Origin of the sequence: Phenylobacterium sp. Root1290 (genome assembly GCF_001425305.1) — a bacterium.
In the GTDB taxonomy this organism is placed as follows: Bacteria; Pseudomonadota; Alphaproteobacteria; order Caulobacterales; family Caulobacteraceae; genus Phenylobacterium.
Genome location: NZ_LMEE01000004.1, coordinates 23,084 through 38,306, shown reverse-complemented (window position 1 = coordinate 38,306; position 15,223 = coordinate 23,084). Strand labels below are relative to the sequence as shown.

The following is a 15,223-nucleotide window of genomic DNA, read 5'->3' as shown; positions in this document are numbered from 1 at the left end:
ACCCTCAATGTCTCGGAAGGGCTCAACGCCGAAGCGGGGAACGACCGCTTCCGGCCCACAAGATCGGTTGGAGCAAGGGCTTCCTTCCCCGGAGGCGCCCCGCGGCGTTAAATCGTCGTGATCCAGCCGTCGCCCAGGCCGGACAGCTGGACATTGACCAGGGTCGTTTGCCCGCCGCCAGTCAGGGTGATCACCGTGTCCCCGCCGACCTGCGCTGCGCTGTAGGTGGTCCCGGCCAGCAGGCCGACGCGATCGCCCGCGGCGAAGTCGAGGACCTGGTCCTCGCCCCTGCCGCTGGCGGTCACGAAGAGGTCGGCGCCGGCGCCGCCGATCAGCGTATCGTCGCCGCGGTCGCCGAACAGGGTGTCAGCGCCCTCCCCGCCGGACAGGACGTCATTGTCCTGACCGCCGTAGAGGAAATCGGCTCCAGCGCCGCCCTCCAGGGTATCGCGGCCTACATTGCCCTGCAGGGTGTCATTCCCAAGATCGCCGTTGAGACGATCGTCGCCCTCACCGCCGAGCAGAAGATCGTTGTTCTGACCGCCGAACATAAGGTCGTTGTCGGCGCCGCCATCAAGCGTGTCGTGGCCGGTATTGCCCTGCAAGGTGTCTTGGCCCAAGTCGCCGAACAGCAGGTCGTTGTCGGCGCCGCCGAACACCTGGTCGTCGCCCTTGCCGCCATAGACAAGGTCGTCGCCCGCATCGCCCCGGGCGGTGTCGTTCCCGGCGTTGCCGTGCACGAAGTCCGCGCCCTCGCCGCCGACCACGACGTCGTCGCCGTCGTCGCCGTAGACTTCGTCGTTCCCGCCGGCGGAGCCCACCGTGTCGTTTCCGCCGCCGCCGTGCAGGACGTCGTCGTCAGCTCCCAGGAAAATGGTCTGGCTCGCGCCATCCCCCCAGACATGCTGGGAGCCCGCTCCGCCGGTCACGGTCGCGCTGCCGATGATGGCGGCGAATTCGACGTTCTGCAGTTCGATGTGGATGCCCGGATTGGAGCGACCGTCGATGACCAGCGCGGTCTGCGGCTGACCCTGCGCCTGCGGCTGGCCGCTGATCGTCAGCGGCTGAGCCCCCGGGGCCGCGTCGGCGCCCGTCGTGACGATGGTCTGCACCAGCAGGGGCGTGCTGGCGCCAAGACCATTCACAAAGTCCGTCCCGGCGCCGCCCAGTTGCCCCTGATCCTGCGAGCTGCTGTTGGTGTGCGCCCTGATCTCGCGGATCAGGTCGCTCAGCGCATCGCCGGCCGCCTTCGGCTGGGCCGCGCCGCTCGCCTGCAAGCCGTAGCCGACGGGGACCTGCAGCGCGAGGAGCGCCTGGCCGGCGCCGTCCTTCACCAGCGGGATGTCGGCGACCGTGTTGTTACCGACTTGCTCCACGCGCCCGGGCTGGACGACCAGGACGGTCACGATCTGGCTGACGGAACCGTCCGACGCCGTGCTGGTCTGCGTCTGCACCGGCACGCCGTCCACCGTCGTCGTGACCGGCGGCGTCGTGGGCGGCGTCGTGGGCGGCGCGGCTGTCGTATTGGTGACGCTGGTGGCGGCGAGGCTCGCTGCATCGTTGCGGCCGGCGTCCTGGATGGCGCTGACGTCGTCGCCGGCGGTCGGATCGACATACGCGACCGTGACCGCCGCGCCGGCGGCGACGGGCGAGGCCAGCGTCAGGCTGACGGTGTGCGCCGCGCCATTGACCGCGACCGCCGTCACCGAAACCGGAGCGCCGCCCACCATGACGGTGAAGGCGCCTGCCCCAGGCGCATGACCCGCATCCAGCAGACCGGCGTCGGAATAGGTCATGACGAGCGTGGCGCCGTTGACGGTCGCGCTCGTGAAGGACGGCGCGGCGGTGTCCACCAGCACGCCTGTCGTGGCCGGGATGTGGCCGGTGAGGGAGAGGTTGGCGTTGTTGCCCGCGCCGTCGCGGATCGTCCCGCCGTTCAGCGAGATGCCGTTGACCACAATGCCGTCAGCGTCGTTGTCGCCCGCCTGCACCGTGTAGGTGTAGGTGATCGAGTTGGCCGTCTTGGACGCATACGCCGCGGTGCGCGCCGTGGCCCCGATGGTCAGGCCGAGCGTGCTGCCGGTCCCGGTCACAGTGACGTTCTCGTCGAAGGTGACGGTGAAACTCGGCGTCTCGCCCACGACGTAGGTGTCGTTGGCCGGAACGGAGACGTTACCGGTGACGCTCGGCACGGTGCCGTCGATCATCACGCCGTTGGTGGCGCCCACGCTGTTCAGCGTCAGCTCGGCGTCATTGCCCGCCGAGTCGCGGATGGTCGAAGAGCCCTTCGAGAGGGCGCCCACGGTGATGCCGTCGGCGTCGACGTCGCCCGCCTGAACCGTGTAGCGGTAGGTCGCCGTGGAGCCGCTGCTCGAAAAGAAGGTTGCGCTGCGGGACGTCGAGCCCACCATCAGGGCGATCACGCTGTCGCTGCCGGCGATGGTCACGGCCTCATCGAAGTTGACGATGAAGTCGAGGTTCTGGCCGGCCACATAGGTGGCGCTCGAGGGCACGCTGACGCTGGCGACCCCCGGGGCGGTCGTGTCGACGAGGATGCCGCTGGTCGCCGGCACGTGGCCGCCGAGGGCCAGATTGGCGTGGTTGCCTGCGGCGTCCTTGATCGTGCTCGTGTTGAGGTTGACGGCGCCGATCGCGATGCCGTTGGCGTCGGTCTCACCCGGCTGCACCGTATAGGCATAGGTGACCGAAGCCCCACTGCTGGAGGCGTACGTCGCCTCGCGCGCGATGCTGCCGATGGTCAGGCCCAGCACGCTGTCGCTGCCGGTGACCGTGACGTTTTCGCCGAAGGTGACGGTGAAGGTCAGGGTGGCGCCTTCGCCGTAGCTGCCATTGGCCGGAACGGCGATATTGCCGCTGACGGCCGGCGGGCCGCCGTCGACCAGGACGCCCGCAAGCGACGGCAGGTGGCCGCTGAGGGTCAGGTCGGCGTTGTTGCCGGCGCCGTCGCGGATCGTGCCGCCGTTCAGCGAAATGCCCGTGACCGCGATGCCGTCGGCGTCGTAGTCGCTCGCCTGCACCGTGTAGCTGTAGGTGATCGAATTGCCCGTCGTGCCCGTGATGTCGGCGCTGCGCGACACGGCGCCGATGGTGAGGCCGAGCGTGCTGGGAGAGCCGCTCAAGGTCACGTTCTCATCGAAGGTGACGGTGAAGCTCAGCGTCTGCCCAGCCATGTACATGCCGCCGGTCGGAACGGAGATGTTTCCGCTCACCGTCGGCACGGTGGCGTCGACCAGCACGCCGCTGGTGGCGCCCACGCTGTTCAGGGTCAGGACGGCATCGTTGCCGGCCGCGTCGCGAATGGTCGAAGAGCCCTTCGAGAGCGCGCCCACGGTGATGCCGTCGGCGTCCGTTTCCCCCGCCTGGACCGTGTAGGTGTAGGTGATCGAGTTGGCCGTCTTCGACAAATAGGTGGCGGTGCGCGCCGTGGCGCCGATCGTCAGGGCGAGCGTGCTGTCGGTCCCGGCGACGGTGACGTTATCGTCGAAGTTGACGGTGAAGCTCAGCGTCTGGCCGGCGGCATAGGTGCCGCCCGACGGCACGCTGACGGTGGCCACTTCAGGAACGGTGGTGTCGACCAGCACGCCCGCGGTGGACGGCACGTGGCCGCCGAGAGCCAGGTTGGCGTCGTTGCCGGCGACGTCCCTGATCGTGCTCGTGTTCAGATTGAGGGCGCCGACCGCGACGCCATTGGCGTCGGTGTCGCCCGCCTGCACCGTATAGGCATAGGTGACCGAGTTGGCCGTGCTGGAGGCGAACACCGCCTCACGCGCGGTGCTGCCGATGGTCAGGCCCAGCACGCTGTCGGTCCCGACGACCGTGACGTTCTCGGTGAAGGTGACCGTGAAGCTCAGCGTCTGTCCGGCCGCATAGCTGCCATCGGCCGGTACGGCGATGTTTCCGCTGACCAAGGGCGGCGGGTCCACGGTGTTGTTGGTCACGCTCGTAGCGGGGAGCGAGGCGGCGTCGTTGCCAACGGCGTCCTGAATTGCGCTGGCGTCGTCGCCGCCGGTCGGATCGGTGTAGGCCACCGTCACCGCCTGGCCCGCGGTCACCGCGCTCTGCAGCGTCAGTGTGACCGTCTTGGCCGCGGCGTTCACCGTAACCGAGTTGACGGTGACTGAAGCGCCGTCGGCCATAACCGCGAAACGGCCGGCGGCCGGCGCATTGACGGCGTCCAGCGTGATCGCCTCGTTGTAGGTCATCACCAGCGTGGCGCCGTTGACCGCCGCAGAGACGAAGACGGGCGCTGTAACGTCTACGACGGCCGGCGCGACGGCGATATCATCGATATGCAGATCCGAAAGGCCGCCGAACACGAAGCGGATTTCATCGATGTTCGCATAGGCGCTGCTGAACGTAAGCGTGCCGTAGGCCCCGCTTCCATCGTTCCCGCCAAGCGCGTAGTTGACGCCCCCAATGGAGTCGGACGCCGCCAGGTTGACCGTCTCCGGCGCGACGACCTGAACGCCATTGGAATAGGCTGCGATCGTCAGCGTCTGGGTCGCACCGGCGCTCTGTCCGATCTTGAACGACTGCAATGCAAAGTTGGTCCCGTCGGACGACTTCATCGCGTAGTTCGTGATGTTATCGCCGTTGTAGTTGAGGATGACCGCGCGGTCGCTCGCCCCCCCGTCATTGTTGAGCCAGACAGCGTACTCAGGTGAGGACGCTACGGCGTGATCCGCGGCGCTGCCGCTGGTGAATTGCCAGTTGCCCGCGGTCAGCGTCGTTCCGAACGTCGTGATCAGTCCCAGCGAGTCGAAGTTCTCGCTGCCGATGGCCAGCGTGCCTGCGAAGGCGTGTTGCCCTGCCGGAGTGATCGCGACGGACGTCTCGATCGTGCCTGTCTGCGTCTCCAGCACCCAGTCGCCGCCCGCGCCGGTCAGGTCGTCCGAGGCGGCGATGTCGGCGCCGGTCGCGGCGGCCAGGGCCTGAATGAAGGCTGCGCCCTCAGGGCCTGCGCCGATTTCGCATCCCCACAGCTGGATATCCCCGTCCGGCGCCAGCGCGCCGCCGATGGCGCGCAGTTCGCCGGCGTACGCGTCGATGTCGCCGGCCCCAAGCGTGGCCGAGCCCAGCATCATGACGCCGGCCTGGCCGTGTCCGACGATGTGGATCGCCGTGATGTCCGTCCGTCCCGCAAGCGCCTGCGCCATCTGCGCGACGCCGTCGCCGCTGGCGTCGATCAGCACCACCTCGGCGCCCGGAGCCACTCCGGTGACGATGGTCTCATAACCCTCGACCCGGGTATCGACGAACACGACTTCAGACCGGTTCCCGGCCGCTACTTCCAAACTCAGCACGCGTCCCCCAGACCGACCAAAAACACAACGGCTGGTGGCGCCCCAGCCTCGGCAAGGTTTTACGTCCTGATTAAGATAGCCTTACCACGGGCGGGCTTCGGCCGATCGCGACGTTCCTTCTAGCGGACCTTCAAACGAGCCCGCTTTCGGCCTCGCGGCGAATGTCCGCTCGTGGCGCCTGGCGGTCGTTCCCGTTGAGCGGCGGCTGGACCCAATGAGGGCCGCGCCGTCCCCCGAACGGGGCTGGGCAGGTCTTAGTCCGCCGCGGCCGATCAACGTCCGGAATGCGCCAGCCCGCGCACGGCTCGGACGCTACATCGGCGCAATGACCCAATCTTATGACCCTCAGAACACGCATAACCTGGACACGGGCAGGATCCTGTATCTGGCCTTGGCTGCGGCCGTCGCGACCTCGACGAGCTATACGGTTCAGCCCGAGCTTGCGTTGATCGCGGCGGACCTGAACGCGTCCCTCGCCGCGACCAGCGCCGCCGCCGGCATGCCGATCATCGGCTACATGCTGGGGTTGGCGCTGTTGGTCCCGCTTGTCGATCGCACGCCTGCCCACGTCCTGATCCCAGCGCAACTCGTAGCGCTCGCTAGTGCTCTGGCCCTGTCGGCTCTCGCGCCCTCAGTCGAAGTCTTCGGGGCGGGCCTCCTGCTGTCGGGAATCTGCGCGAGCACCGGCGCGCAGATGAGCACGCTGGCGGCCAAGTACTCTGCACCCGAGCGCCATGGGCGGGCTCTCGGAACCGTGACTGCGGGTATATCCGCTGGCATCCTCCTGGGCCGAATGCTCGGCGGGGGACTCACCGACGCAGTCGGCTGGCGAGCCATGTTGGTTCTCGTCGCCGCAGCCTGCCTGGCCTGCGCCGCCGTCGGGCGCGCCCTGCTGCCGCGCTCCGTTCAACCCGCCCCAAGCTCCTGGTTGTCGGGACTAGTATCTTCGCCCCGGCTTCTACGCACATATCCGGGGCTGCTGATCGCGGCCGGCGCCGGCGCACTATGGTTTTTCGCCTTCAGCTTGGTCTGGGTGGGCGTTTCGCTCGCCCTCTCACTGCCGCCCCATAGCCTCCCGCCTACAATGGTCGGTCTCTACTCACTTGCCGGTCTAGCCGGCATGGCCGCAACGCCCTGGGCCGGACGTCTGGCGGACCGTTTCGGAAGCAAGATGGTCGTCATGATCGGCCTCAGCCTTGCCGTGGCCTGCACCCTCGCAGCGGCGGCTGGACTGGGTGTCGCGCCCCTAACCTTGGCTGCCCTGGCGCTTTTCGACGTCGGACTCTTTAGCGCGCAGGTCGCAAACCAGCGCCACGTGCTGCGCCTGGACCCGCTCCGACCGGCGCAGCTTAACAGCATTTACATGGTCATTTACTTCGTCGGCGGCAGCCTGGGGGCGGCCGCTGGCGGCCCGATAGTGTCGGCCTTTGGCTGGCCAATCGCCGCCGGAACGGCCGCTTTGGCGATGTCCCTGGCGCTCGTCCTCTACGGCTGCCGTGCGCCTACCGCGGATGGTGTGGGCGCCCCGTCATCGGCGCCGGGGGAGTGAGATTTACCTAGGCGGGGACGCGCGACCTAGTCGTCCTCACAGGGCCTGGACACGGGGTGCGGGGGCAAGGGGGCCAGAGGCGGGCTTAGGAAGTCTGGGATCGAGGTTCAAGCCCGCTTTTTGGACGGGAGGGAACGTCTGCAGCTGGCTCCAGGCGGTCATTCGCCGCTGACCACGCTACGAGCGGAACGGTCACGAAGATGACGTCGGCCCGCCTCGTGCCCTGAAGTCCATAGTGGGTCGACAGCAGGCCGCAATTCAATAAACAGCAGGGGCCCGCAGCGCGGCCATTGGGGGGGCTGTGACGACACTGTTTTTTCTGGTCCTGGCGACAGGACTGGCTCCGTTGATCATCGGGACCCTGCGGCTAAGGCCGTCGGCAAGCGGTCCATCGGTGCAGATCAGCTCAATAGTGCTCTGCGCCCTGGCCTTCAATCTGACCTTCTTCTGGCAGGAATTGTGGCTCGTCGTGCCCAAGGCGTTGACGCCGGCGCTGCACCCCATCCTCTACCACAACGATCACGACTGGAGCGGCGAGGCGCCGACCGTCGAACTCTTGCAAGGGACCGGCGCCCTGGCGACGCTGGCAAGCGGGCTGGCGTCGTGCGCGGCCCTGGCCCTGTGGCGTGGCGGTTCCGCCACGCAGCGGGCGTTTCTGTTCTGGATGGGCTTTGAGGGTCTCTTCCAGGCGCTGACCCAGCTGGCGATCGGCACGCTGCTCCAGGGCAACGACATGGGCCGCGCGCTGACCTATCTGAATGTGGGCTCGGTCGCCAAAGCGGCCCTATTGGTCCTCGCAGTCGCGGGAATGTCGTTGGCTGGCCTCTGGCTCGCGCGCTTATGCCCCAGCGACCTGGGAGTTCGCGCAGGCGGCCGAACGCGGGCCTTCGCCTATGGGATGATGATCGTGACCATGGCCGCGATCGCCCTGATCATCCCGTTCCGCCTGCCGCGCCCCCTTGTCGAGGTGGCGCTCATCCCCTTGGTGGTGAATCTGGTCGGTGTAGGCTGGTTGATCATCGGGGCGGGGATCAAAGGCCCGGACGCCCAGAGTGTGGTGGAAGGCCAGCCCGGCTTGGTCGGTCCGGTTCTGGCTCTCGGCGTGACGCTGGCCGTATTCCAACTGGTTCTGCGGCCAGGCGTGGCGTTCTGACTCGGATGGGCGAAAGGTGGCCGAATCAAGTGAACGGCGCGACGCTGTCGGAAAGTTAGGTGCTCACAGCGCCGGTTTTGAACGGTCCGCAGGAGCGACCGTGAAGTCCGCTTTCGGGCCGAATGCAAACTTCCGCTATTGGCGCCAAGCCGACGTGTCAGGCACAAGGCCCGAAGCGGACATCGGCCAGGGTGGAAAGCGGACCGAGGGCGATCTCAGCGGCAGAGATAGCCGCGGTAGGCGCCATGGGGCTGGTTGGGCCCGTCCAAGGACCAAGCCTGAACCTTACCGCCCTCGGACGTGCGGACGAACGTCGAGCCCTCGATGCTGGTGGTGAAATTGTAGCCGCCGTTCGGGAGGAGGTCCCAGCGGCCGGCGCCGCCGCGGTTCACGGTGAGCCGCTGGGTCGAGCCATTGGGCAGGTGGTACTGCAGCACCGAGCCCGGCACGACCCAGCAGGTCCAGTAGGCCGTGGCCCCATTCGCGCCCAGGGCTTCGTAACCGGCGAGATGACGGAACGCCCAGAGAAAGGCATCCGGAGACTCGGAGCCAAGCGTCAGCTTGTAGGGCTTGGCGGCATCCTCGCTGGCGACGGCCATCAGGTAAACCCCGTCCTTGGGTAATACAGCCTCGACGCGTGCGGCGCCCTGGCCTGTGGCGGTGAGCATCTCGGCGCCTTCCGGCGTATGAAGCGTCAGCCCGTATCGGCCGGCGCCTGCGGCCGACGCCTGCAGGATCGACCCGGACTCGCCGATGAAAGCGAAGACCTCGACGCCCGTCCCGGCCTTGCCGGCCGGGCGGGCAAGCGTCTCGCCGACGCGGACGTTGGTGACGCCGGGCATGACCGGCAGCGGCGGCAAGGCGGTGGGAGGATCGGCCGGCTTCGGCGCGGGTTTCGGGGCAGGCGCGGCCTCGGCCACCAGCATGGGGGCGGGCGGATCGAAGGGCGGAGTCGTCACGCCATCGCCGATTGAGAGTAGGTACTTGCCGAACCGCTGCGGGCCCTGGCTGTGGACCACGATCACGTATTCGTCGTCCTTGGGCAGGTCGAGTCGGACCGGCGCCCCCCTGGCCGGACCTTCGACAAGCGCCTTCCCAGTGCGGCTTCGCCAGGAGCGGATGTGCACCTGCAGCGACGGGATATCGCTGCGGACCTGGGCGGTGACCACTTGGCCGGCGCGGCCGGTGAAGACCATGTATTCGGCGCTGCGGTCGACCCCGGAGGCCAGGTCGCTGGCGGTGAGCTCGCTGGCGATGAGTTGGCCCGCATGGACGGGATAAGGGCGAACGAAGTTGTTGGGCTGGGCGGTGATGTCGACGCGCTGAGCGGCGGGGGCGGGCGCCAGGACCGCGTGGGCCGGGACGGCGGCCGGGTCGCTGCTGCCGAAGGACAACTGGTACTTGCCGTTGCGCAGCGGGCCATTGGCGCCGACTACCACGAAATAGGCGCCGTCACGGGGAAGGACGACGCGCAGAGGCGCATCGCCCGCGGGCCCGCGGACGAGTTCCCGCTTCCGGTCCTGCAGGAGTGAGACGACCAGGGTCGGAATGTCACTTTGCACCTGCACGGTCACCGTCTCGCCGGCTCTGCCGGTGAAAACGAAGTGCTCCGCCCGCCAACCGGGGAAGGGGCTCATGTCACTCTCGGAGAGTTCGCTGGCGAACACCTCGCCAACCCGCGCCGTGATCGGCCGGTCGTAGCTGGTGGACCGCGCCGGATCGACATCCAGGCGCTGGGCGTGGGCCGCGCCGGCGAATAGTGCGGCGAGGGTTGCGAGGCGGGCGAGGCGGCTCACTGGGCGCGGCCTTGCTTGCGGCGCTCCGCGAAGAAGGCCTCGTAGTCGGCCTTTAGCTTGGCGTCGGATTGCGCCTGTCTGGCGGCCATCTCCACCTTCTTCTGGGCCTCGGCCGCGAGGGTCTTCTTCACCTTCTCGTCCCATGCCTTGGCGGCGTCTTGCGGGCCCGTGTCCGTCTTGAGGGTGAGGGCGGGCGCTGCGATCGGCTTGGGCGCTGTGACGATCTTCGCCGGCGGGGTCTGCGGGCTCGCGGCCCAGGGTAGCGGCCAAGCGTTGGGCGCGACGTTGTACGCGCCGCGGACAGCTCGATCCGCCTCCTCTCTCGTGGGGCGCGTCTTGCAGTCCACATACTCGGCAGAGCCCCATCGGGCGCTGGCGTCAGCGTCGATCTTGCGCCTGTAGTCCGTGGTTGAGGCGGGGAAGGTCGACGTCACAAAGACGCCGCTCTCATGGCTTTTCAGGCAGGCCACGAAGCCGGCCTGCATGGGGGCCTGGTGCCGGGGGACATTGCCTTTTCCTTCGACGAATACCGGGCGGGCGTCCTCCGGCAGGCCCTGCGGCCAAGGGCGCTCCTGGTAACTCAATCCCTGCTCGCTGCGTAGCTTGAGCGCCAGCTCCTCGGTGTCGTCCAACAGGCAGGTCAGATCGCGATGCTGAGGGAACAGTGGCTCCAGGCGATTCAGGAGGAAGAACCGGAATTGGTTGAACAGTTCCAGGCCGTTGGTCTTCACGGCCGGAAAAGCGTAGGCCGTGGACGCGCCCGGAACGCGCAGATAACAGGCCATATAGACCTGCACGTCGGGAACGGGACGGTAATACTTGGCTGCGGCCGGGGGCGCCGCGGCCATGAGCGTGATCAGCGCGCCCAAGGTTAGGGTCGCCACCTGCGTCCAAAAGCTCCGCCGCATCGCTTGCGCTCTCTCTCTCTCCTGATCGACGCGAACGTCGCCGTACTCAGATGAAGGTGGGGTGTACGCCGACGATCTTTTGCGCGGTAGCTGGAGGTCGGCCAAGCGCCACGGTCAGTCGCATGTCGTGTGGAAATAACCGTCGACTCAGGCAGCCCCACCCATCGGTTTTCGCAAGCGCCCGTGCAGCTTGGTGGTTTTCCGTCACTCGGAGAGGCGTGAGCCGCTATGGCGAGACCGATGACGCGCGCGGGGGGCGCAAGCCTGCTGTTCGCCAGCGCACCAAGTCTCGGCTCATGCCGTGAACCGGGCATCCGGCGTTTTGCCCCAAAGCGGAGGCCACGAGCCGCCGAGTGTGGTGGCTAGCGGACGCTCCGCTCAATCAGCCAGGGGTGCATGCCGTGTGCTCCTAGGAACGCGAGGCCGATCAGGCAAAGGAACGGCGCCCCCAAGTCCTCGCCGGGGCGCGGCGGGCCGGCGAGAAGGCCATGATCGCGGTCGAACTTAGGACTAAAGCCCCAAGCGTTGGCGTGAAGGCGAGAGCCAGTCTGCGAGGCGCCGTCTAGTTCACCCGTCCTTGAAACAACCATTGCATCGGCGCCCGTTCAACGTGGTGAAAGCGACGATCGGCCCATACCGAGGCGCCCGCCAAGAGGCCGATCAGAGAGACGGCGATGAGCAGTTCGTCCACGGCGTTCTCCCTGCGAACGACATTGCTTGGTCAGAGCTAGGTCGGCAACGGATCGAATGTGGTCGAACGCGCCGGTGCTGCTAGCGGACCTTCAAACGAGTCCGCTTCCAGCTAGTTGCCAATGATCGCAATTGGCGCGAAGCGGCCGCTAGGTCCCTGGCTCTCTCTTGGCGCTAGAGATCATTGCGAGACCCTAGCGCCGATGGTGCACCCTTAGCCCGTTCATCAGGAGATCGGTGAGGCTGGCGGCGAGAGCTTCACCCTCAGCCCTGTTGAGATCGACGCCGCCGCGGGACACCCAAGCCGAGGCGCCCGCAAGGGCGAGCATTGTGACGCGATTGTCCACTTTACGCAGAGAACCGTCGGCGACGCCGGCGCTGAACAGCATCTCATAGGCTCCCTGCAGCTTGAGCGAGGCGTCGGCCGCGGCCCGGCGCTGGTCCTCGTCGAGATTGGGCAGGCCCGAGAACACCCGTAGCGGGGCGATGGCCGGATGGAGGCTAGCCATAACGCTGGCATGGATCCCGGCGGCCATCGACTGGGCGGCGCTCGCGCCTGGAATGCGGGCCAGTTCGGCGATGCCGCGGAAGATGGCGTAGCCGCGTAGCTGGGTCGCCGAGATCAGCGACTGCTTGTCCTTGAAATGGTTGAGGATCGTACGCTTCGACGTGCCGACCGCCTGGGCGATGTCGTCGATCGAGGTCGCCTCCAGCCCGCTCTCGTTGAACAGCCGTGACGCGGTCGCCAGGATCGCGTCGCGGCGCGCGGCGGTCAGCGAAGGCCGGTCGAAGGCCTCGGTCATTCGCGGCGTCAGGTGGGTGATGTCGAGCGGCGGCAGAGGCGAGGGCGGGGCGGTGGCCAAGCCGTTCAGCACCATCTGGCCTGCGGCGGCCAGCAGCCGCTCGCCCGGGAGGCTGGCTTCCTCGGAGAGCCAGCGCGGGCCGAGCTTGAGCCAGTAGACCAGGCTGAGCAGGGCGCGGGCCGCGACCATGTGGTCGAGCGGCCGCACCAGACCCGCACGGGCGCCCTCGGCCAGGAGCTTGGCCAGCTTGCCCTCGACGACGCCGGCACGGCCAAGGATGATGCGGGCGTCGTCCTGGCGCAGGTAGCCGATCTCGCTGAGGGCGGTAATCGGCGGCAACGACGGATCGAGCACGCTGCGCACGAAAAGCTCGAGCGTCTGGAAGGCGTCGCCGCCGGCGGCGATCGCCGAGTCGAGCCGCTGCTCCATGATCTCGCAGGCGCGCAGGTAGCAGCGGAAGACCAGGTCCGGGCGGTCCTCGACGTAGCCGTAGAGGGCCGCGCGGGTCAGGCCCAGATTTGCGGCCAGTCGATCCAGAAGGTCGCCGGTGACGCCGACCTCGTTCAGCAGGCGAGCGGCTTCGTCCAGCACGCGCTCGCGGCGGCCGTCATCGCGGACGGTCCTGGCGACTGACGCGTCGTTCGGCGGCTTCCCCATCGTTCCTTTCCTAAGCGGCGTGCTGGCGGTTTGCCATCACGCATTGACAAGCTCTAACAGAACGATGAAATAACTTCACCAAAATGTAAGTTCCGGGGTTAGCCGGGAGCAGGGGGAAGCGATGACGAGGCTCAAAGGGCTGGCGGCGGGGACCGCCGTGGCGGCAGTTCTGGCGTGCGGCGGAAACGCCTGGGCGCAGGGCGGAACGATGATCGAGGAACTGATCGTCACCGCGCAGAAGCGTGAGGAGTCGATCCAGGACGTGGCCGGCGCGGTGGCGGCGATCGGCGCGGCCGACATCGCCGAGCGCGGGGTGCGCACCGTCCAGGACCTGCAGTTCCAGATGCCGAACTTCCAGGCGGGCACCTCGGCGTCGTCGACCATCATCTTCATCCGTGGGGTCGGGCAGAGCGTCGGGCAGCCCGGCGTCGCCACCCACGTCGACGGTGTTTATCTTTCGCGACCGCACCTGGTGGCGTTGCCGCAGTACGACCTTGAGCGGATTGAGGTGCTGCGCGGGCCGCAAGGCACACTCTACGGCCGCAACGCGACGGCTGGGGCCGTCAACTTCATTACCCACGCGCCGGGGACCCGGTTCGAGGGCTACGGCCAGGTCGCCTATGGCAACTATGACGAACTGCGGCTGCAGGGCGCGGTCAACCTGCCGTTGGGCGAGCGGGTGCGCACTAGGGTCTCGATCGACTATCGCGACATGGGCGAGGGCTTCGTCGAGAACGTCGTTCCGGGCAATCCGGACATCGGAGCGGCCAAGACGCTGTCGGGACGGATCCGCACCCAGGTCGACGTCGCCGAGAATGGCATGCTGGATCTCGTGATCTGGGGCGCACAGGTTGAAGGTTCCGGCGACTACATTGTGCTGAACAACCAGCCCACGGCGCTGGCGGTGGACAACAACCCCTACCTGGCTCGGGCCATCGTGCCGCTGGAGCCGAACCGCACCAGCGCCAACCGGCCCAGCGAGCGCGACTCGACCGCCTATGGCGCGACCGGGACCCTGAGTTGGGATCTCGGCGAGGCGACGCTGCGCTCGATCACCGGCTACTACTGGTTCGACTTCACCAACAGCATGGACGCCGACGGCACCAACCTCGACGCCACGCCCTTGAGCAACTGGTACAAGTCGCGGACGTTCACCCAGGAGTTCAACCTGTCGGCCAAGACCGGGCCGGTGGACTGGCTGGCCGGCCTCTATCTGATGGACGACAAGCTGAGCAATCAGGCCCGCTACAGCTTCCCGCTCGGCCTGAACGTGCCTTCGCTGCGCTCGCAGCTGCTGCCGGGGGCCTCGCTGATCACCCAGGGCGCGCCCTATCACACGGTGGCTTACGCCGGCTTCGCGGACGGCACCTACAACGTCAGCGACCGGCTACGGGTCATCGCCGGGGCGCGTTACTCGCGCGAGGAACAGGACAACTTCCAGTCCAACCAGAATGGGCCGCTGAGCACGCCAATCGGGGTGATCCCGGTGTTCACAAGCTGCCTGAACCGCTTCGTGCCGCTGGAATTCGAGGCCTTCACCCCGCGCGGCGGCGTGCAGTACGATCTCGACGCCGACGACCGCAAGTCGGCCTACTTCACGATCTCCAAGGGCTTCAAGTCCGGCGGCCTGAACCAGTCGAGCTGCGGCAACAGCTACCAGCCCGAGAAGCTGCTGGCCTATGAGGGCGGGCTGAAGACCCGGCTGCTGGACGGGCGGCTGATCCTCAACACCACGGCCTTCTACTACGACTACCAGGACTTCCAGATCACCCAGATCACCGGGCTGTCGGCGATGATCGTCAACGCGCCCGAGGCCACCGTCATCGGCCTGGAATTTGAGAGCGCCTGGTCGCCGGACGAGCACTGGACCTTCAACGCCAACGCTTCGTTGCTGAAGTCGACCTATGGCGAGTTCCGCAACACCGACTCCTTGGCCCCGGCCTTGGGGATGCAGGACCTGGAGGGCAACTACCTCAACTACTCGCCCAAGGCCTCCGGCAACATCGGCGTGCAGTACCGCACCGCGCCGCTGAGCTTCGGCACGCTGACCGGACGCGCCGAGCTCTACATGACCTCGCGGTTCTATCTGCGCGAGTTCAACCAGGACGCCGACAGCCAGCCGGGCTACGGCCGGCTGAACCTCAGCCTGATGTGGGACAGCCCCGACGAGCGGCTGAGCGCGCGGGCCTACGTCACCAACGTGACCGACGAGGGCTACCTGTCGACCATGGGCGTCTCCGACAATCTTGGCGCCCGGTTCGTCAGCTGGGGCATGCCGCGCCAGATCGGCCTCGAGCTGACGGGGCGGTTCTGATGCGGCGGAAAGTTGTGGCGGGGCGGGGC

At 67.5% G+C, this 15,223-nt stretch carries 8 protein-coding genes; 3 read left to right on the top strand and 5 right to left on the bottom strand.

Annotated elements, in window-relative coordinates; all coding sequences use genetic code 11:
- Positions 1-107: 107 nt before the first annotated feature.
- On the bottom strand, positions 108-5,282 hold the full coding sequence (locus ASC79_RS18360; RefSeq protein WP_056025853.1) for a DUF4347 domain-containing protein: 5,175 nt from the start codon (positions 5,280-5,282) through the stop codon (positions 108-110).
- Between the two features lie 367 nt (positions 5,283-5,649).
- Between ASC79_RS18360 and ASC79_RS18355 the strand changes: the two genes are divergently transcribed.
- Both ASC79_RS18355 and ASC79_RS18350 read left to right on the top strand, forming a co-directional pair.
- Positions 5,650-6,873, top strand: coding sequence for an MFS transporter (locus ASC79_RS18355; protein ID WP_056025851.1), 1,224 nt, complete (start codon positions 5,650-5,652; stop codon positions 6,871-6,873).
- Between the two features lie 346 nt (positions 6,874-7,219).
- The gene (locus ASC79_RS18350; protein ID WP_156378478.1) at positions 7,220-8,026 is read left to right on the top strand and encodes a hypothetical protein; all 807 of its coding nucleotides are present in this window, start codon (positions 7,220-7,222) and stop codon (positions 8,024-8,026) included.
- Positions 8,027-8,241: 215 nt separating this feature from the next.
- Here the strand turns inward: ASC79_RS18350 and ASC79_RS18345 are convergent, their stop codons facing one another.
- From ASC79_RS18345 to ASC79_RS18335, 4 genes are all read right to left on the bottom strand, one after another.
- Complete coding sequence (locus tag ASC79_RS18345) at positions 8,242-9,822, bottom strand: hypothetical protein (RefSeq protein WP_056025847.1); 1,581 nt, start codon at positions 9,820-9,822, stop codon at positions 8,242-8,244.
- Entirely contained in the window at positions 9,819-10,691 is an 873-nt protein-coding gene (locus tag ASC79_RS18340; RefSeq protein WP_056826590.1) for a hypothetical protein, read from the bottom strand. The genes ASC79_RS18345 and ASC79_RS18340 overlap by 4 nt, the downstream gene beginning before the upstream one ends.
- A gap of 601 nt (positions 10,692-11,292) precedes the next feature.
- Entirely contained in the window at positions 11,293-11,421 is a 129-nt protein-coding gene (locus ASC79_RS21675) for a hypothetical protein (protein WP_255352757.1), read from the bottom strand.
- Between the two features lie 193 nt (positions 11,422-11,614).
- Positions 11,615-12,880 (bottom strand): TetR/AcrR family transcriptional regulator, encoded by a 1,266-nt coding sequence (locus ASC79_RS18335; RefSeq protein ID WP_056025844.1) that lies wholly within the window; start codon positions 12,878-12,880, stop codon positions 11,615-11,617.
- 121 nt (positions 12,881-13,001) lie between these two features.
- Between ASC79_RS18335 and ASC79_RS18330 the strand changes: the two genes are divergently transcribed.
- A complete protein-coding gene (locus tag ASC79_RS18330) occupies positions 13,002-15,194 on the top strand; it encodes a TonB-dependent receptor (protein WP_056826592.1) in 2,193 nt (730 codons plus the stop codon).
- Positions 15,195-15,223 lie beyond the last annotated feature (29 nt).